This window comes from Actinophytocola sp. KF-1, from assembly GCF_054661535.1.
The window spans coordinates 465803-485921 of the sequence record NZ_BAAFVK010000005.1 but is presented as its reverse complement, the minus strand read 5'-3'; the positions used below and the strand labels follow the sequence as shown (position 1 = coordinate 485921).

At 72.2% G+C, this 20119-nt stretch carries 3 protein-coding genes and 3 pseudogenes; 5 read left to right on the top strand and 1 reads right to left on the bottom strand.

Going from position 1 to position 20119, the window contains the following annotated elements; genetic code table 11:
- Positions 1-354: 354 nt before the first annotated feature.
- Positions 355-855, bottom strand: coding sequence for an SRPBCC family protein (locus ACYQ77_RS18165; protein ID WP_459712767.1), 501 nt, complete (start codon positions 853-855; stop codon positions 355-357).
- Between the two features lie 124 nt (positions 856-979).
- On the opposite strand from ACYQ77_RS18165, the gene ACYQ77_RS18160 reads away from it, so the two are divergent.
- From ACYQ77_RS18160 to ACYQ77_RS18140, 5 genes and pseudogenes are all read left to right on the top strand, one after another.
- Positions 980-1456 carry a hypothetical protein gene (locus ACYQ77_RS18160; protein ID WP_459712766.1) on the top strand — a complete coding sequence of 159 codons (477 nt, stop codon included), beginning with the start codon at positions 980-982 and terminating at the stop codon, positions 1454-1456.
- A gap of 223 nt (positions 1457-1679) precedes the next feature.
- Positions 1680-3905 (top strand): MMPL family transporter, encoded by a 2226-nt coding sequence (locus ACYQ77_RS18155; RefSeq protein WP_459712764.1) that lies wholly within the window; start codon positions 1680-1682, stop codon positions 3903-3905.
- A 111-nt stretch (positions 3906-4016) separates the two neighbouring features.
- Positions 4017-8423, top strand: a pseudogene (locus ACYQ77_RS18150) (type I polyketide synthase); the annotation flags it as partial.
- A gap of 19 nt (positions 8424-8442) precedes the next feature.
- Positions 8443-13524 (top strand): annotated as a pseudogene (locus ACYQ77_RS18145) (SDR family NAD(P)-dependent oxidoreductase); the annotation flags it as partial.
- A 151-nt stretch (positions 13525-13675) separates the two neighbouring features.
- A pseudogene (locus ACYQ77_RS18140) lies at positions 13676-20119 on the top strand (SDR family NAD(P)-dependent oxidoreductase); the annotation flags it as partial.

Sequence of the window (20119 nt, the reverse complement as noted above, 5' to 3'; positions counted from 1 at the left end):
GTTGGTTTGGCAGGGACTGGTGTCCGTTGTCTGCCTGCCATCCCATCGACCTCCCGGAGGGCTATCACACCGCGTCAAGGGGGCCCGGGGATTTGGGCAGGAGGTTGCGTTGGGCTTCGGGCCCCCTTGACCCGGCGTGATCGGGCTTCGCCAGGTCGACGGGATGGCAGGCAGGCAGTTCTTGTGTGGTGGGCTGCGCTCGGCTTGGGTGGGCCCGCTTCGCGGGCCGGGCGCTGCGCGTCCGCGCGCGCCGGGCCGGCAGGAAGAGGTCTTCCGAGTGGCGGGCGGCGGCCACGGGCACACGGAAAGGCCGGCAGTCGCTTCGCGACTGCCGGCCTCTGGGGCGTGGGGGGACTAGGCGGCCTTGACCTGCGCGTGTTCCTTCTCCGCGTGGGCCTTGATGTTCAGCAGCTGCTTGCGCATCATGATCAAGTCGATCAGGCCGAGCGGCCTGCCGATGAAGTTGGGGCCGTTGAAGATGGCCCTGGCCACCAGGCGCGTGCCGGTGCCCTCCGGGCGCACGGCGTACGTCGTGGCGACGCGGTTGCTGCGGATGGTCACGTGGACGTCGCGCTCGAAGGAGGCCAGGGTGAACAGGCGCATGAAGCGCTGGCCCACCTCCAGCTCGGTCAGCCCGGGGGTGCGGACCGGTGGGCTCTTCTTGCCGAAGTTGTCGAGGTAGTCGTAGCTGTACGGGGCAAGGCGGATCTGGCACAGCCAAGCCCACACCAATGACGGCGGTGCGTCGACGGACACGGCGCGGTCGGCTGCCAGTCCGTCCGGAAAAATCTCGTCACAGGGCAGCTTCGCGGCACGTTCCTCTGCCGTGGCGCCCCACACCTCTCCCGGAAACATGACGCGTATTGTGCCATTTTCCGTATAACCCCACTCCGGAGTTGCTCAGTGCTCCAGTGGGGGACTACCCAACGGTGGAAGAAAAATGCGACACTGCTCGTGTCGACGATGAGGAGGTGCCGTCATGACGGGCACGAAAAGCTGGTGGCACAGCCCGGCCCGCCATTTCATCCAGCACCTGCTGGAGATGACCGCGGCGATGTTCATCGGCATGGGCGTGCTCGCCATGCCCGTGCGGCTGCTGTGGGAGGCCCTCGGCTGGGACTTCATGATCGAGAACCTGGTCGCGCGCACCCTCGTGATGGCGACGAACATGTCCATCGGCATGGCGGCGTGGATGCTCTTCCGCGGGCACCGCTGGCGGCCCATCCTCGAGATGTGCCTGGCCATGTACCTGCCGTTCGTCATCATGTACCCGTTCTACTTCGGCGGGCTGGCCGGCACGACCGGCGTCATGGTGGTGGGGCACGTGCTGATGGTCCCCGCCATGGCCGTGGTGATGCTGTTCCGGCTCGACGAGTACACCGTCGACCACGGCAAGCACCGGCGCCGGGCCGCCGAGCCGGAGGTCAAGGAACTGGCCGCGCAACCCGAGGGCTGACATTCCGACGCACGGTGCCCGGCATTCACCGAATGTCGGGCACCGTCGTGTTCGGGAATTCCACATGAATCCGATCATGATTTCGCCACGGCGCATATGTGAGGAATTCATGTTCTTGCGGGGAACTGGTTCACGAAAGAGTGAGCGGGCGTTGACGGTGCGATAAGGCGGCTGGGAGCGTGGGGGTGAACCACACGCCACGTCTGTCAGGGGCACGCCTGCCATGTTCACTGCCATAGGACGCTTCGCCGCCACCCGCGCGCGCGGGATCCTCGTCGTTGCCCTGCTCGCGCTCATCGCCGCGGGCGCGGTGGGGTTCACCGTGTTCAGCAAGCTCAAGCCGGAGGGGTTCTCCGACCCCGCCGCCGAGTCCTCCCAGGTGCAGGACCTCATCAACGACGAGTTCGGCGGGCAGGTCGACGTCGTCGCGCTCGTGTCGGTCAAGGACGGCTCCGTCGATGACGACGCCGTGCGCGCGGACGCCACCGACCTCGCCCGGCGGATCGGCGACGACCCCGCCGTCACCGAGGCGGTCTCCTACTGGGAGACGGGTGCGCCGAGCCTGCGCTCCGACGACGGCAGACACGGCATGATCGCCATCAAGCTGGAGCACGACGACATCACGGCCACCGAGGAGTTCGCCGAGCGGTACGCCGACGCCTCGACCGGCGAGTACGACGTGTACTTCGGCGGGCCCAAGATGATGTCGGTCGACAGCCGCACCCAGGTCGGCAAGGACCTGGCGCTCGCGGAGGGCATCGCGGTGCCGATCATCCTGGTGCTGCTGGTGTTCGCGTTCGGCAGCCTCGTGGCCGCGAGCCTGCCGCTGCTCATCGGCGCGGCCACGGTCTTCGGCACGTTCGCCGCGCTGTCCGGCATCGCGTCCGCCACCGACGTCTCCATCTACTCGATCAACCTGACCACCGCGCTGAGCCTCGGGCTCGCCGTGGACTACGCGTTGCTGATGGTCAGCCGGTTCCGCGAGGAGCTGACCGCCGGGCGGTCCATCGAGGACGCCGTGGTGCGCACCGTGCAGACCGCGGGGCGGACCATCGTGTTCAGCGCACTGACGGTCGCGGTCGCGCTCGCCGTCCTGACGATCTTCCCCCTGTTCTTCCTGCGGTCGTTCGCCTACTCCGGCATCGGCGTCGTGCTCATCGCGATGCTGACGTCGATCGTCGTGCTGCCCGCGCTGCTGAAGGTCCTCGGCTACCGGGTCAACGCGGGCAAGCTGCCGTGGTTCAGGAAGACCCCGAGCGCGGTGTCGCCGTTCTGGCGCCGGGTCGCGTCCGCGGTGACGAAGCGGCCCGTCCTGTGCGCGCTGCCGGTGATCGCGGTGCTGGTCGTCGGCGCGCTGCCGGTGCTCAAGGCCGAGTTCGGCACGCCGGACGACCGGGTGCTGCCGGAGGCCACGCAGACCAGGACCGTCGGCGACACGATCCGGGCGCACTTCCCCGACGACAACAGCCGCGCGATCCAGGTCGTCGTCACCGGGCTGCTGCCGAAGGCGCAGGTCGCCGACTACGCGGGCCGGCTGTCGACGCTGCCCGACGTGGCCAGGGTCGAGTCCAGTGCAGGCGTCTTCGTCGACGGCGCGGCCAAGGGCGTGCCGCCGACCTCGGCCGCCATGGGCAAGCCGGAGGTGCAGCGGTTCGCCGTGATCACCGAGGACGACGCGCGGTCGGCCAACGCGCAGGAGCTGGTGCACACCATCCGCGACATGGCGGGCCCGGTCGGCACCGACCCGCGGGTCGGCGGTTCGGCCGCCACGCTCGTCGACAGCAAGGAGGCCATCGGCAGCAGGCTGCCGCTCGCCGCCGGGCTGATCGCGCTGTCCACGTTCATCCTGCTGTTCCTGTTCACCGGCAGCGTGCTGCAGCCGATCAGGGCGCTGGTGTTCAACGTGCTCGGCCTGTCGGCGACCATCGGCGTCCTGGTGATGATCTTCCAGGAGGGCTGGCTCGCCGACATCCTCGGGTTCACGCCGATGCCGCTCGACACGAGCATGCTGATGCTGTTCTTCTGCATCGCGTTCGGGTTGTCCATGGACTACGAGGTGTTCGTGCTCAGCCGGATCAAGGAGGGGCACGACCTCGGGCTCGACCGGCGGGCCGCGGTGGTCGACGGGTTGTCGCACACCGGCCGGATCGTGTCGACGGCCGCCGTGCTGATCGCGGTGAACTTCTTCGCCTTCGGCACCGGCGGGGTGAGCTTCCTGCAGATGTTCGGGATCGGCGCGGGCCTCGCCATCATGGTCGACGCCACGCTGATCCGCGGGGTGCTCGTGCCGGCGGGCATGCGGTTGCTCGGCCGCGCCGCGTGGTGGGCGCCGAAACCGTTGCGGGCACTGCACAACCGGGTCGGGCTGTCCGAGTCCGCGCCGCCGGAGCCACCAGCGCCGCGCGTGGAAAGTCAAGTGCGGCGCGAGAAAGAACCCGCTCTGGACTGAACCACCGAGTTACCGGCAACTGGCTGCCCGCATACCCCGCGTCCGTACGCTCGACGCGAGAGGTATGCGGGCAGTCACACATTCGAGGCGCTTGGGGACGGTATGGCCACGTCTGACGAGTTGGTTGAGGCGCTGCGGTCCTCGCTGAAGGAGAACGAGAACCTCCGGCGGGAGAACGAGGAGCTCGCCTCGGCCGCACGGGAACCGATCGCGATCGTCGGTATGGCGTGCCGGTACCCGGGTGGCATCTCGGACGCGGACTCCCTGTGGGAGGCCGTCGCCGAGGGCAAGGACGGCATCTCGCCGTTACCCGCCGACCGCGGCTGGGACGCGTTCGCGCGCGCCTTCGGGATGACGTCCGTCCTTTCCGGATCCGGCGGTTTCCTGGACCACGCGACGGAGTTCGACGCCGGGTTCTTCGGCATCAGCCCGCGCGAGGCCACCGCGATGAGCCCGCAGCAGCGGGTGCTGCTCGAGACGTCGTGGGCCGCGCTGGAACACGCCCGCATCGACGCCGACACCGCGCGCCGCGCCACCACCGGTGTGTTCGCCGGGCTCATGGGTGAGGACTACGGCATCCCGGTCCTGATGTCCGGTGAGGACCTCGGCGGGTACATCAGCACCGGCACCACGCCGGCCGTCGCGTCCGGGCGGGTGTCCTACGCGCTCGGGCTGACCGGCCCGTCGCTGACCGTCGACACCGCGTGCTCGTCGTCGCTCGTCGCCGTGCACCTCGCCGCGCAGGCGTTACGTCGCGGTGACTGCACGCTCGCGCTCGCGGGTGGCGTCAGCGTGATGTCGACGCCCAGCTCCTTCAACGAGTTCTCCCGCCAGGGCGGGCTCGCCGAGGGCGGCCGCTGCCGGTCGTTCGACGCCGGTGCCGACGGCACCGCGTGGGCCGAGGGCGTCGGGGTGCTCGTGCTGGAGCGGCTCTCCGACGCCGAACGCAACGGGCACCGGGTGCTCGCCGTGGTCCGCGGGTCGGCGGTGAACCAGGACGGCGCGTCCAACGGGCTGACCGCGCCGAACGGGCCGTCGCAGGAACGCGTGATCCGGGCCGCGCTCGCCGACGCCGGACTGTCCACCTCGGACATCGACGTCGTGGAGGCGCACGGCACCGGCACCCGGCTCGGCGACCCGATCGAGGCGCAGGCGTTGCTGTCGACCTACGGCCGCGACCGCGAGACCCCGCTGTGGCTGGGGTCGATCAAGTCGAACTTCGGGCACGCCCAGGCCGCGGCCGGTGTCGCCGGGATCATCAAGGTCGTGCAGGCGCTGCGGCACGGCGTCCTGCCGCGCACACTGCACGTCGACGAGCCGACCCCGCAGGTCGACTGGTCGGCGGGCACGGTGCGCCTGCTGACCGAGGAGCGCCCGTGGCCGGAGACCGGCAGGCCCCGCCGGGCCGCCGTGTCCTCGTTCGGGTTGTCCGGCACCAACAGCCACGTGATCATCGAGGCGGTGCCGCAGGAGGCGCCCGCCCCCGCGAAGGACGCGCCCGCGATGCCGCTGGTGCTGTCCGCCAAGACCCCGGCCGCGCTGCGGGCGCAGGCCGGCGCGCTGCGCGAGCACCTGGCCGCCCACCCGGATCTGTCCCCTGTGGACGTCGGCTTCTCGCTCGCCACCACCCGCACGCACTTCGAGCACCGCGGCTACCTCGCGGGCACCGAGCTCGTGCCCGTCGCGCGGTCGGACGGCAAGCTCGCGTTCCTGTTCTCCGGGCAGGGCACGCAGAAGCTCGGCATGGGCCGCGACCTCGCCGAGGCGTTCCCCGTGTTCGCCGAGGCGTTCGACGAGGTGCTCGCCGCGCTCGACCCGCACCTGGACCGGCCGCTGCGCGAGGTCCTGTGGGGCGAGGACGAGGACCTGCTGAACCAGACCACCTACACCCAGCCCGGCCTGTTCGCCGTCGAGGTCGCCCTGTTCCGGCTGTTCCGGTCGTGGGGCGTCCGGCCCGACCACCTCGTCGGGCACTCGATCGGCGAGCTGGCCGCCGCGCACGTCGCGGGGATCCTGTCGCTCGCCGACGCGGCCCTGCTCGTCACCACCCGGGCGCGGCTGATGCAGGCGCTGCCCGCCGGGGGTGCGATGGTCGCCGTGCAGGCGAGCGAGGACGAGGTGACGGTGTCGGGGGACGTCGGGATCGCCGCCGTCAACGGCCCGAACTCCGTGGTGCTCTCGGGGCCGGAGGCGGAGGTGCTGGCGATCGCCGCCGGGTTCGAGGGCCGCAAGACCAGCAGGCTCGCGGTCAGCCACGCGTTCCACTCGCCGCTGATGACGCCGATGCTCGCCGACTTCGCCAGGGTCGCCGCCGGGCTGTCCTACGCGGAACCGGCGATCCCGGTCGTGTCCACGGTGACCGGGGACGTGACCGACATGGGCACCCCCGAGTACTGGATCCGCAACGTCGCGCAGACCGTCCGGTTCGCCGACGCGATCACGACCCTCGCAGCCGAGGGGGTCACCACGTTCGTCGAGCTGGGCCCGGACGCCGTGCTGACCGCCATGGCCGCCGAGAGCGCCACCGGCACCTTCATCCCCGCGCAGCGCCGCAAGCAGCCCGGCGACCGGGTCGCCGTCGAGGCGCTCGCCGCGCTGCACTGCGCGGGCCGGACCGTCGACTGGCGGGCGTTCTTCGCGCCCTTCACGCCGTCGGCCGTCGACCTGCCCACCTACGCGTTCGACCGGCAGCGCTACTGGGTCGACATCAGCGAGTGGCGCGTGACCGACGAGTCCACCGTGGACTCCTGGCGGTACCGCATCGACTGGGCGCGGGTGGAAACCCAGCCGTCGCTGGCCGGGCGCTGGCTGGTCGTCGGCGCGAACGACGCCGTCGCCGACGCGCTCGCCGCGCACGTCGAGGTCGTCCGCGGTGAGGTCGGCGCGCTGCCCGCCGGGGACTTCACCGGTGTCGTCGCCGCGCTTCCGCTGGCCGACACGATCAGGCTCGTCCAGCAGGTCGACGCGCCGCTGTGGTGCGTGACCACCGGTGCCACCACCGAGTCACCCGATCCGGACCAGGCCGCCATCTGGGGGCTGGGCACCGTGCTCGCGCTCGACCTGCCGGAGCGGTGGGGTGGTCTCGTCGACCTGCCCGCCGCCGACGCCACCGACCTGCTCGCCGCCGCGCTGTCCACACCGGACGAGGACCAGCTCGCGATCCGCGCCGACGGCGTGTACGCGCGCCGGATGGTCCCCGCACCCGCCGACGACACCACGCCGTGGCAGCCACGCGGCACCGTCCTCGTCACCGGCGGCACCGGCGGCATCGGCGCCCACCTGGCGCGCTGGCTCGCCGAGAACGGCGCCGAGCACGTCGTGCTCACCAGCCGCCGCGGCATGGCCGCGCCCGGCGCGGCCGAACTGCGCGACGAGCTCACCGAACTCGGCGCGCAGGTCACGATCGCCGCGTGCGACGTCGCCGACCGCGACGCCCTGGCCGCGCTGCTCGCCGAGCACCCCGTGAACGCCGTGTTCCACGCCGCCAGCGCGCTGCCCGTGCCGGTGGCGATCGGCGACACCACGGTCGAGGAGTTCACCGCCACCGGCCGCGCCAAGGTCGACGGCGCGCGCAACCTCGACGAACTCACCGGCGACCTGGACGCGTTCGTCCTGTTCTCCTCCGGCGCGGCGATCTGGGGGAGCGGGCACCAGGCCGCGTACGGCGCCGCGAACGCCTACGTCGACGCGCTCGCCCAGCGCCGCAGGGCACAGGGCAAGCCGGCCACCTCGGTCGCGTGGGGTGCGTGGGCAGGCGACACGATGGCCGCCGAGGGTGACCTGTCCCGGTACGGCCTCGAGGCCATGGAGCCCCGGCTCGCGCTCGCGGCACTCGCGCAGGCGATCGCGGAGGGGCACCCGAACCTGGTCGTGGCCGCCATCGACTGGCAGCGGTTCGTGCCGACGTACACGCTCGCCCGGCCGCGTCCGCTGCTGCGTGGCGTGCCCGCGGCGATGGCGGTGCTGGCCGCCGAGAACGCGGTCGTGCCGGACGCCGGGGCCGCGGACCTGGTGGCACGGCTGGAGCAGCTGTCCGCCGCCGACCAGGAGCAGGAGCTGGTCGAGCTGGTGCGGGCACGGGCCGCGGCCGTGCTGCGGCACGACTCCGCCGACGCGGTGGCCCCGCACGCGGCGTTCCGCGAGCTGGGTTTCGACTCGCTCGCCGCGGTGGAGCTGCGCAACCAGCTCGCCGCCGCCACCGGGCTGACGCTGCCCGCGACCATGGTGTTCGACCACCCGAACCCGGCCGACCTCGCCGCGTTCCTGCACGGGAAGCTCGGGCTGGGCGAGGCGGGCGGCGACACCGTGCTGTCCACTGTGGACGCACTCGAGCAGGCGGTGGCGGGGCTCGAAGCACACGACATCGAGCGCACCAGGATCGTCGCCCGGTTGCAGGCGATCGTGGGCGCGCTCAACGACAAGGCCAACGGGGGCACCGTCACCTCGGTCGAGGACAGGCTCAAGGCCGCCTCCGCCGACGACGTGTTCGCCTTCATCGACGACCTCGGTGTGGCATGAATAGAGGGATCGGATGACCGACGACAAGCTCCTCGAGTACCTCAAGAAGGTCACCGCGGAACTGGCGCGGACCAAGGAACAGCTGCGTGACCTGCAGGCCAGGCAGCCGGAGCCGATCGCCATCGTCGGCATGGGCTGCCGGTACCCGTCCGCGCACGGCCCCGACGAGCTGTGGCGGCTGGTCGCCGACGGCACCGACGCCACCGGCCCGTACCCGGCCGACCGCGGCTGGAACGCGCTGTCCGAGCGGTTCGGGCTCGACTCCACCGGCTCCGGGCGCGGCGGGTTCCTCGACGACGTCGCCGGGTTCGACGCCGCGTTCTTCGGGGTGAGCCCCCGGGAGGCGCTCGCCATGAGCCCGCAGCAGCGGCTGCTGCTGGAGACCGCGTGGGAGGCGCTCGAGCACGCCGGCATCGACCCGCTGGCGTTGCGCGGCAGCCAGACCGGCGTGTTCGCGGGCATCAACGGCGACGACTACGGCACGCTGATGATGTCGTCGGACGAGGACCTCGGCGGCTACTACAACACCGGCGCCGCACCGGCCGCCGGCTCGGGTCGCATCTCGTACGTGCTCGGGCTCGTCGGCCCCACGGTCACCGTCGACACCGCCTGCTCGTCGTCGCTGGTCGCGCTGCACCAGGCCGCGCACGCGCTGCGCAACGGCGAGTGCTCGCTCGCGCTCGCCGGTGGCGTGACGGTCATGTCGACGCCGTCGGCGTTCTTCGACTTCGGCAGGCAGGGCGGCCTGTCCGCCGACGGGCGCTGCAAGTCGTTCTCCTCCGACGCGGACGGCACCGGCTGGTGCGAGGGCGTCGGCATCCTCGTCGTCGAGAAGCTCTCCGACGCGATCCGCAACGGGCACACCGTGTACGCGGTCGTGCGTGGCACCGCGGTGAACTCCGACGGCGCGTCCAACGGGTTGTCCGCGCCGAACGGGCCGTCGCAGGAGCGGGTCATCCGCGCCGCGCTGGCCGACGCGCGATTGTCCACACGGGACATCGACGCGGTCGAGGCGCACGGCACCGGCACCACCCTCGGCGACCCGATCGAGGCGCAGGCGCTGCTCGCGACCTACGGGCAGGACCGCGACCGGCCGCTGTGGCTCGGCTCGATCAAGTCGAACATGGGGCACGCGATCGCGGCCGCCGGTGTCGGTGGTGTGATCAAGATGGTGCAGGCCATGCGGCACGGGAAGCTCCCGCAGACGCTGCACGTCGCCGAGCCGACCCCCGAGGTGGACTGGGCGTCCGGGAACGTGCGGCTGCTCACCGAGGCGCGGGAGTGGCCCGAGACCGGGGCGCCGCGCCGGGCCGGGGTGTCGTCGTTCGGCGTCACCGGCACCAACGTGCACGTGATCCTGGAGCAGGCGCCGGAGGTCGAGGACACGTCGACCGAGTCGACGCTGCCGGTCGTGCCCTGGGTGGTGTCGGCCCGGTCCGCCGAGGGGCTGCACGACCAGATCGACCAGCTGAAGTCCTTCGTGGCGGCCAACCCCGGGCTGTCGGCCGCCGACATCGGTTTCTCCCTCGCCACCACCCGGGCCGCGCTCGAACACCGGGCCGCGTTGGTCGACGGGCAGCTCATCACCGGGTCGACCCGGCAGGGCGGCAAGACCGCGTGGCTGTTCACCGGCCAGGGCGCGCAGCGCGCGGGCATGGGGCAGCGGCTCCACCAGGCGTTCCCGGTGTTCGCGGCCGCGTTCGACGAGGTGCTCGCGCACTTCGACAGCGGGCTGCGGGACGTGATCGCCTCCGGCGATGGCCTGGACGAGACGGGCAACACGCAGCCCGCGCTGTTCGCGTTCGAGGTGGCGCTGTACCGGCTGCTGGAGTCGTGGGGCGTCAAGCCCGACTTCCTCGCCGGGCACTCGATCGGTGAGCTGGCCGCCGCGCACGTGGCCGGGGTCTGGTCGCTGGAGGACGCGTGCACGATCGTCGAGGCACGCGGCCGCCTGATGCAGGCGCTGCCCGCCGGTGGCGCGATGATCGCGATCCAGGCCACCGAGGAGGAGGTCACCCCGCACCTCACCGAGAACGTCGGCATCGCGGCCATCAACGCGCCCGGCTCGGTCGTGATCTCCGGCGAGGAGTCGGCCGCGCTCGCGGTCGCCGCGCACTTCGCGGACCGGAAGACCAAGCGGCTGAGCGTGTCGCACGCGTTCCACTCGCCGTTGATGGACCCGATGCTGGACGAGTTCCGGGCAGTCGCGCAGAGCGTGACCTACCACGAGCCGTCGATCCCGATCGTCGGCGCGGAGCCGACCGACCCCGAGTACTGGGTGCGGCACGTCCGCGGCACCGTCCGGTTCGCCGACGCGGTGCACACGCTCGCCGGCCTCGGCGTCACCCGCTACCTGGAGATCGGCCCCGACGCCGTGCTCACCGGCATGGCCGGCCAGACCGTCGACGCCACCCTCGTGCCCACGCTGCGCGGCGGCCGGGACGAGGTCACCACCGTCGTCGAGGCGGTGGCCGCGTTGCACGTCCACGGTGTCAGCCCGGACTGGACCGCGGTGTTCGGCGGCGGCCGCAAGGTCGACCTGCCCACGTACGCGTTCAACCACCAGAGGTTCTGGCTCAAGCCAGGCGCGAGCGGCGACCCGTCCGGCATCGGGCTCATCCCGGTCAAGCACAACATGCTCAGCGCCGTCGTGACGCTGCCGGAGTCCGAGGACGTCGTGCTCACCGGCAGGCTGTCGCTGCGCACCCACCCGTGGCTCATCGGGCACACGCTGCTCGGCCGCGTGATCGTGCCCGGCACCGGCTACGTCGAGATGGCCATCGAGGCGGGCAACCAGGTCGGCTGCGACTTCCTCGAGGAGATGGTCCTCGAGACGCCGCTCGTCGTCCCGGACGAGGGCGGCTGCGCGGTCCGGTTCGTGGTCGGCAGGCCCGACCAGCACGGCAACCGCCGCTTCACCGTCTACTCGCGGTTCGACGACGCGCCGGCCGAGTGGGGCTGGACCCGCAACGCCAGCGGCGTGCTCGCCAACACCGCGAGCATGACCAAGCCGACCGTGCCGCCGGAGCACGCGGAGATGGCCGAGTGGCCGCCGCCCGGCGCGCGGGAGATCGAGCTGGGCGACCTCTACGACCGGTTCCTCAAGGAGGGCTACACGTTCGGCCCGCACTTCCGCGGCCTCAAGCACTCCTGGACGATCGGCGAGGAGCTGTACTCGGAGGTGTGGCTGCCCGAGGAGTACGTCGAGGAGACCAAGGAGTTCAACCTCCACCCAGCGCTGCTCGACTCGGCCATGCACGTGCTGATCCTCGGCGCGTCGGAGTACCTCGACGACAGCGTCGCCGTCGGCTTCGCGTGGTCGGGCGTGCACCTCTACGCGACCGGCGCGACCGCGCTGCGCGTGCGGATGCTGCCCACCGACGAGTCCGCCGTGGAGATCCTGCTCGCCGACCAGCACGGCAGGCCCGTGGCGCACGTGCGTGCCATGGCAGGCCGCGCGATGACGCACGAGCAGGCCGACGCCGCGTACCACCGCGGCGTGGACGCGCTGCTCGGTGTGAACTGGACCCCGTTGCCCGCCGCCCAGGCGCCGCGGTTGTCGATCGCCGAGACCGACCTGGGCAGCATGTCCGACGTGGACGCCGCGGACGTCGTCGTGCTGAACGTGCGCGGCGACCGCGGCCTCGACGTCGCCGACGCGACCAGGGCCGCGACGCACGCGGCGCTGGAGGACCTGCAGACGTGGTCGAGCAGCGAGCGGTTCGCCGCGTCCCGGCTGGTCGTCGTGACCGACGGCGCGCAGGGGCTCACCGGCGAGGACGTGACCGACCTGCCCGCCGCGGCCGTGGTCGGCATGGTCCGCTCCGCCCAGTCGGAGAACCCGGGCCGCATCACGCTGATCGACATCGCCGACGCCGACCGGCACCTGCTGCCGAACTTCCTCGCGAGCCAGGAACAGCAGATCGTGGTGCGCGACGGCACCGGCCACATGGGACGGATGGCGCGGCTGCGCCCGGGTGAGAAGACGGCCGCGTTCACACCGGGCGGGACCGTGCTCATCACCGGCGGCACCGGTGCGCTCGGCGCGCTGACCGCCCGGCACCTGGTCACCGAGCACGACGTGCGGCACCTGCTGCTCACCAGCCGCCGCGGCGCGGACGCCCCCGGTGCCGAGGAGCTGCGCGCGGAGCTGACCGAGCTGGGCGCCGAGGTCACGATCGCCGCCTGCGACGCCGCCGACCGCGACGCGCTCGCCGCGGTGCTCGCGGCCGTCCCGGACGAGCACCCGCTGACCGCCGTGTTCCACACGGCCGGTGTCACCGACGACGGCGTGCTCGCCTCGCTCACCCCCGAGCGGATCGACGCCGTGCTGCGGCCCAAGGTCGACGCGGTGTGGAACCTGCACGAGCTGACCAAGGACGCCGACCTGTCCGCGTTCGTGCTGTTCTCCTCGCTCGCCGGCGTGCTCGGCAACCCCGGGCAGGCGAACTACGCGGCCGCCAACGCGTTCCTCGACGCGGTCGCCGCGCACCGCCGCGCCGCCGGGCTGCCCGCGGTGTCCCTCGCGTGGGGTCCGTGGGCGCTGTCGGCGGGCATGGCCGGCAAGCTCGGTGACGTGGAGCGGTCGCGCATGGCCCGCTCCGGGTTCCTCACGCTGTCGGCGCAGGAGGGCATGGCACGCCTCGACGCCGCGCTGCGGTCCGACCGCGACAACGTGGTGCCGCTGAAGCTCGACACGTCCGCGCTCGCCGCGCTCGGCGGCGCGTGCCCGCCGCTGTTCCGCGGCATGGTGCGCACCACCCGCCGCAGCGCCGCCGACCGCGTCGTGTCGGACAAGTCGTGGCACGAGACGCTCGCCGGGCTCGAGGGCGACGCGCGCGTCGCCGCGCTGACGGAGCTGGTGAAGGCGGAGGTCGCGGCCTCGCTCGGGCACAGCACCGTCGACGACGTGGACGCCGAGCGCCGCTTCGACGAGATGGGTTTCGACTCGCTCGCGTCGGTCGAGCTGCGCAACCGGCTGTCGACGGCGACCGAGATCTCGCTGCCGCCGACGCTGGTGTTCGACCACCCGAACCTGACCTCGATGGTGGCCTACCTGGCCACGAGACTGCCCGCGGCACCCGAATCACTCGCGGGGTGAGAGAAATTCATCAAGAGCTTCTCCGGAATAGCATTGGCGGACAATTACCGGGGGGTTTCTCGAAAATGGACAAGTGGCCGACGAGTCGCTTAAGGATATGTCCGGTTTTCGATAGCATTGACGCGATCCGCCGGTTCTACTGGAGATGAACATGACTACTTCCTCGGAACAACTCGTCGAGGCTTTGCGTGAGTCGCTCAGGGAGAACGACCGTCTCCGGAAGGAGAATCAGCGGCTGGTCAGTGACGCGCGGGAACCGATCGCCATCATCGGCATGGCCTGCCGGTTACCGGGTGGTGTGACCTCGCCGGCGGAACTGTGGGAACTGCTGTCGGAAAAACGCACCGGCGTCAGCGAGTTCCCCACCGACCGCGGCTGGGACATCGAGCGCGTCTACGACCCCACGCCCGGGCAGAAGGGCAAGACCTACGTCAACCGGGGTGGTTTCCTGCAGGGCGCGGGGAACTTCGACCCGGAATTCTTCGGCATCAGCCCGCGCGAGGCGCTCGCCATGGACCCGCAGCAGCGGCTGCTGCTGGAGACGTCGTGGGAGGCCATCGAGAACGCGCGCATCGACCCGGCCGCGCTGCGCGGCTCGAAGACCTCGGTGTACGCGGGCTGCATGTACCACGACTACATCGGCGACTACTTCGACATGCCCGAGCACCTGTCGGGCTTCCTCGTCACCGGCACCACCGGCAGCATCCTGTCCGGCCGCGTCTCCTACACGCTGGGCCTCGAGGGGTCGTCGATCGTGCTCGACTCGGCGTGCTCGTCGTCGCTGTCCGCGGTCCACCTCGCGACCCAGGCGCTGCGCGACCGCGAGTGCTCGCTCGCGCTGGCCGGCGGCGTGACCGTGCTGGGCCAGCCCTACAGCTTCGTCGAGTTCTCGCAGCAGGGCGGCCTGTCGCCGGACGGCGTCTGCCGCTCGTTCGCCAAGGGCGCCGAGGGCACCGGCTGGGGCGAGGGCGTCGGCGTGGTGCTGCTGGAGCGGCTGTCCGACGCGCAGCGCAACGGCCGCCGCATCCTCGCGGTCATCCGCGGCTCCGCCGTCAACCAGGACGGCGCCTCCAACGGCCTCACCGCGCCGAACGGGCCCGCGCAGCAGCGCGTCATCGCGGACGCGCTCGCCGACGCGGGCCTGCGGCCCGGCGACATCGACGCCGTGGAGGCGCACGGCACCGCCACGTCGATCGGTGACCCGATCGAGGCGCAGGCCATGATGGCGAGCTACGGCTCGTCGCACACCCCGGAACGCCCGCTGTGGCTCGGGTCGGTGAAGTCCAACATCTCCCACGCGCAGGCGGGCGCCGGTGTCGCCGGCCTGATCAAGATGGTGCTGGCGCTGCAGCACGAGGAGCTGCCCGCGACGCTGCACGTGGACGAGCCGACCCCGGAGGTCGACTGGTCGGCGGGCACCGTCCGGCTGCTGACCGAGCCGCAGCCGTGGCCCGCGGGTGACACGCCGCGCCGCGCCGGGGTGTCGTCGTTCGGCATCAGCGGCACCAACGCGCACCTGATCATCGAGGAGGCGCCGCGCGAGGAGACCGTGGCCGAGGGCACGCCGTACGAGGGCCCCGTCGCGTGGACGCTGTCCGCCAAGACCGCCGAGTCGCTGCGCCGCCAGGCCGAGCGCTTGCGGTCCACCGTGGCCAGTGACGAGCGGCTGCGGCCCGCGGACGTCGGACTCTCGCTCGTCCGCACCCGCGGCGTGTACGACCACCGCGCGGCCGTCGTCGGCACCACCCGCGAGGAGCTGCTCGCCGGGCTGGAGGCCCTGCGGAACGGCGACGGCAATGGGGCGGGCATCACCGGGTCGCCGGGCAGCGGCAAGGTCGCGTTCCTGTTCACCGGCCAGGGCGCGCAGCGCGCGGGCATGGGCACCGAGCTGTACGAGCGGTTCCCGGTCTTCGCGGCCGCGTTCGACGAGGTGGCCGAGCACCTGGACCCGTTGCTGGACCGGCCGGTCCGCGAGGTGATCGCCGACGGCGAGGGGCTCGACGAGACCCGCTACACCCAGCCCGCGCTGTTCGCGATCGAGGTCGCGCTGTTCCGCCTGCTGGAGTCGTGGGGCGTCACCCCGGACTTCGTGTGCGGGCACTCGATCGGCGAGCTGGCCGCGGCGCACGTGGCCGGCGTGCTGTCGCTGCCGGAGGCCTGCGTGGTCGTCGCGGCCCGCGGCTCGCTGATGCAGGCACTGCCGGCGGGCGGCGCGATGGTCGCGATCCAGGCCACCGAGGAGGAGGTCACGCCGCACCTGTCGGACGCGGTGCAGATCGCCGCCATCAACGGCCCGTCGTCGATCGTCATCTCCGGCGAGGAGACGGCCGCGCTCGCGGTCGCCGCGGTCTTCGAGGAGCAGGGTCGCCGGGTCAAGCGGCTGACCGTGAGTCACGCGTTCCACTCGGCGCTGATGAACCCGATGCTGCCCGAGTTCCGCACGGTCACCGCGGGGGTCGCCTACCACGAGGCGACGATCCCGGTGGTGTCCAACGTGACCGGCGAGATCGCCACCCCGGCGCAGCTCGCCTCCCCGGACTACTGGGTCGAGCACGTCCGTGCCGCCGTCCGGTTCTGCGACGGCGTGCGGACGCTCGCCGACGCCGGTGTCACCACGTTCGTCGAGGTCGGCCCGTCCGGTGTGCTGAGCGGCATGGCGACGGAGTGCCTCGACAGCCTCGTCGACGACGGCACCGTCACGATCGTGCCGGCCCTGCGCAAGGACCGCACCGAGCCGCACGCGGTGCTGACCGCGGCCGCCACGCTGTGGGCACGCGGCGCGTCGGTGGACCGGGCCGCGCCGTACGCGGGCACCGACGCGACGCTGGTCGACCTGCCGACGTACGCGTTCGAGCACAAGCACTACTGGGTCACCCGCACCGGCACCGGCGGCAACATCCGCTCCGCGGGCCTGGACGCCGCGCAGCACCCGGTGCTGGGTGCCGTCGTGTCCCCTGTGGACAGCGACAGCTTCGTGCTGACCGGCCGGATCAGCCCGTCGACCCACACGTGGCTGGCCGACCACAAGGTGCAGGGCGCCACGCTCGCGCCGGGCACGCTGTTCGTGGAGCTCGCGATCAAGGCGGGCACCATCGCGGGCGCCGCGCAGCTCGACGAGCTGATCATCGAGAACCCGCTGGTGCTCAACGCGGGCCAGGCGACACAGCTGCAGGTGAACGTGTCCGCGCCGGACGAGAACGGGTCGCGGGCGGTGACCGTCCACTCGCGACCGGACGCCGAGGACGGCGCGCCGGCCGAGTGGACCCGGCACGCCGCCGGCACGCTGTCGAACCAGGTGCCCGCGCTGGTGCCGACGTTCGCGTCGTGGCCGCCGCCCGGCTCGGTCGAGATCGACGTGACCGACCTGTACCCGAGCCTCGCCGACGCGGGCTACGACTACGGCCCGGCGTTCCAGGGCCTGCGTGCCGCGTGGCGCAACGGCGACCAGGTGCTCGGCGAGGTGGCGCTGTCCGGCAAGCAGCGCGACGAGGCCGCCTCCTACGGGCTGCACCCGGCGCTGCTGGACTCGGCACTGCACGCCATCGGCGCGGGCGCGCTGCTGGACGGCGCGGGGCACGTGCCGTTCCACTGGACCGGTGTGTCCCTGTACGCGACCGGCGCGCGGTCCCTGCGGGTGCTGGTGTCGTCGGCCGGTGAGGACACCGTCCACCTCGACCTGGTCGACCAGAACGGCGCCCCGGTCGCCAAGGTGGAGTCGCTGCTGCTGCGGCCGATCTCCGCCGAGCAGCTGGCCGCGCTGCGCAAGAACACGAACGACGACCCGCTGTTCGCCCTGGACTGGGTGGCGCCGGAGGAGACAGAGGAGCCGGGCTCGACCGACGGCTGGGCGGCCATCGGCGAGTTCGACGGGCTCCCCTCCCACGCGGACGTGGCCGCGATCGAGGGCACGCCCGAGGTGGTCCTGCTCCCGGCGGTGGTCGAGGAGACGACGGACCTGCCCGCCGCGGTGCACGCCGAGAGCCTCCGGGTGCTCGGGCACCTGCAGGCGTGGCTCGCCGACGAGCGGTTCGCCGAGTCGAAGCTGGTCGTGGTGACCCAGCGGGCGGTCGCGGTGAGCGGCGGTGAGAAGGTCCGCGACCTGCCGTCCGCCGCGCTGTGGGGCCTGCTGCGCAGTGCCCAGACGGAGAACCCGGAGCGGTTCGCGCTGGTCGACCTGGGCGACAAGGACGTCACCGCCGCCGCGGTGGCCGCCGCGCTCGCCGCCGGTGAGGACCAGGCCGCCGTCCGGGCGGGTGCCGTGCTGGTGCCGCGCCTCGCCCGCCGGACCCCGGGCCTGCAGGCACCGGACACCGACGTGTGGCGCCTGCACACCACCGGCCGCACCATCGCCGACCTGGAGCTGGTGCCGGACGACCGGTTCGACGGCGACCTGCTGCCGACCAAGGTCAAGGTCGCGATCCGCACGTGTGCGCTGAACTTCCGCGACGTGTTCAACGTCCTGGGCCTCGCGCCGATGCACAACGGCCTCGGCCAGGAGGGCGCGGGCATCGTCCTCGAGGTCGGCTCGGCCGTCACGGACCTGAAGCCCGGCGACCGCGTGATGGGCATGTTCCCCGGCTCGATCGGCCCGGTCACGGTCACCGACCAGGAGATGCTGGCGCCGCTGCCCGCGGACTGGACCTTCGCCGAGGGCGCGTCGATCCCGCTGGTGTTCACCACCGCCTACCACGGCCTGCTGAACCTCGCGCACATGAAGGCGGGGGAGCGGCTGCTGATCCACTCCGCCGCCGGCGGCGTCGGCCTGGCCGCGATCCAGCTTGCGCAGGCACGCGGGGTCGAGGTGTTCGGCACCGCCAGCAAGGGCAAGTGGGACGTGCTGCGCTCGCTGGGCCTGGACGACGACCACATCGGCGACTCCCGCACCACGGAGTTCGAGGAGAAGTTCCGCGCCACCACGAACGGCGAGGGCGTCGACATCGTGCTGAACTCGCTGACCGGTGAGTTCATCGAGTCCTCGTTCCGGCTGCTGCGCGCGGGCGGGCGGTTCCTGGAGATGGGCATCGCGGACCTGCGCGACCCCGAGGACGTGGCGAAGGCCCACCCGCACATCAGCTACCTGCCGTTCGAGCTGTTCGGCGCGCCGATCCACGTGATCGCGCCGGGCTGGTCGGCGGTCGCTGAGCTGGCGGGCCGCGGCGAGATCACGCCGCTGCCGTTCACCGCGTGGGACGTGCGCCGCTCGCAGGAGTCGTTCCAGTTCTTCAGCCAGGCCAAGCAGATCGGCAAGGTCGTCATCACCGTGCCGCGCGACGTCGACACGGACGGGACCGCGCTGATCACCGGCGGCACCGGCACCCTCGGCGCCGCGGTCGCCCGGCACCTGGTCACCGAGCACGGCATCAAGCACCTGGTGCTCACCAGCCGCCGCGGCCTCGCGGCGGAGGGCGCGCCGGAGCTGGCGGCCGAGCTGACCGAGCTGGGCGCGGACGTCCGCATCGAGGCGTGCGACGCCGCCGACCGCGACGCCCTCGCCGCGCTGCTCGACTCCCTGGAGCACCCGCTGACCTCGGTCATCCACACCGCCGGTGTGCTGTCCGACGGCGTGCTCGCCTCGCAGGACGCCGACACGCTCGCCAAGGTCATGAAGCCGAAGGTGGACGCGGCCTGGAACCTGCACGAGCTGACCAAGGACATGGACCTGTCCTCGTTCGTGCTGTTCTCCTCCGCCGCCGGCATCCTCGGCGGCCCCGGCCAGTCGAACTACGCGGCCGCGAACGCGTTCCTGGACGCGCTGGCACAGCACCGCCGCGACCAGGGCCTGCCCGCCACCTCGGTGGCGTGGGGCGTGTGGGCCGAGCGGTCCGGCATGACCGGGCACCTCGACGAGGCCGACCTGGCCCGCATGGCCCGCAGCGGCATGGAGCCCATCGAGCTCGAGCAGGGCATGGCGATGTTCGACAGCGCGGTCGCCGGTGACCACGCGATCCTGCTGGGTGTCGCGTTCGCCGCCGGTGCGCTGCGCAGGGGTGGCGTGGTGCCGCCGCTGTTCCGGGCGCTGGCCGGTGGCAACGGCCGCCGTGCGCAGGCCGCGGGGATCGCCAAGGACGACACGCTGGTCGAGCGGCTGGCCGTCATGCCGCCCGCCGAGCGCGAGCGGATGCTGCTCGACCTGGTCCGCGCGCAGGTGGCCGCCGTGCTCGGCGTCGCCGACCCGGACACCGTCGAGCCGGAGCGGCCGTTCAAGGAGATCGGCTTCGACTCGCTCACCGCGGTCGAGCTGCGCAACCGCGTCAACGGCATCACCGGCCTGAAGCTCGCGCCCACGCTGGTCTTCGACTACCCGACACCGGTCGCGCTCGCCGAGCAGCTGCTCGAGGAGCTGGTCACCGACGACGTGGCCGTGCCGGTGCCGGTGCTCGCCGACCTTGGCCGGGTGGCCGACGCGCTGGCGACGGTGCCGGTCGACGACGAGGACGTGCGGGCCAGGGTCGACTCCGCGCTGCAGGAACTGGTCGCGGCATGGCAGGCGCTGCAGCCGCAGCGCACCGACGGGCTCAAGGCCCGGCTGTCCACGGCGGAGTCGGCGGACGACCTGTTCGACCTGATCGACTCGGAGCTTGGGAAGGCGAGCTGA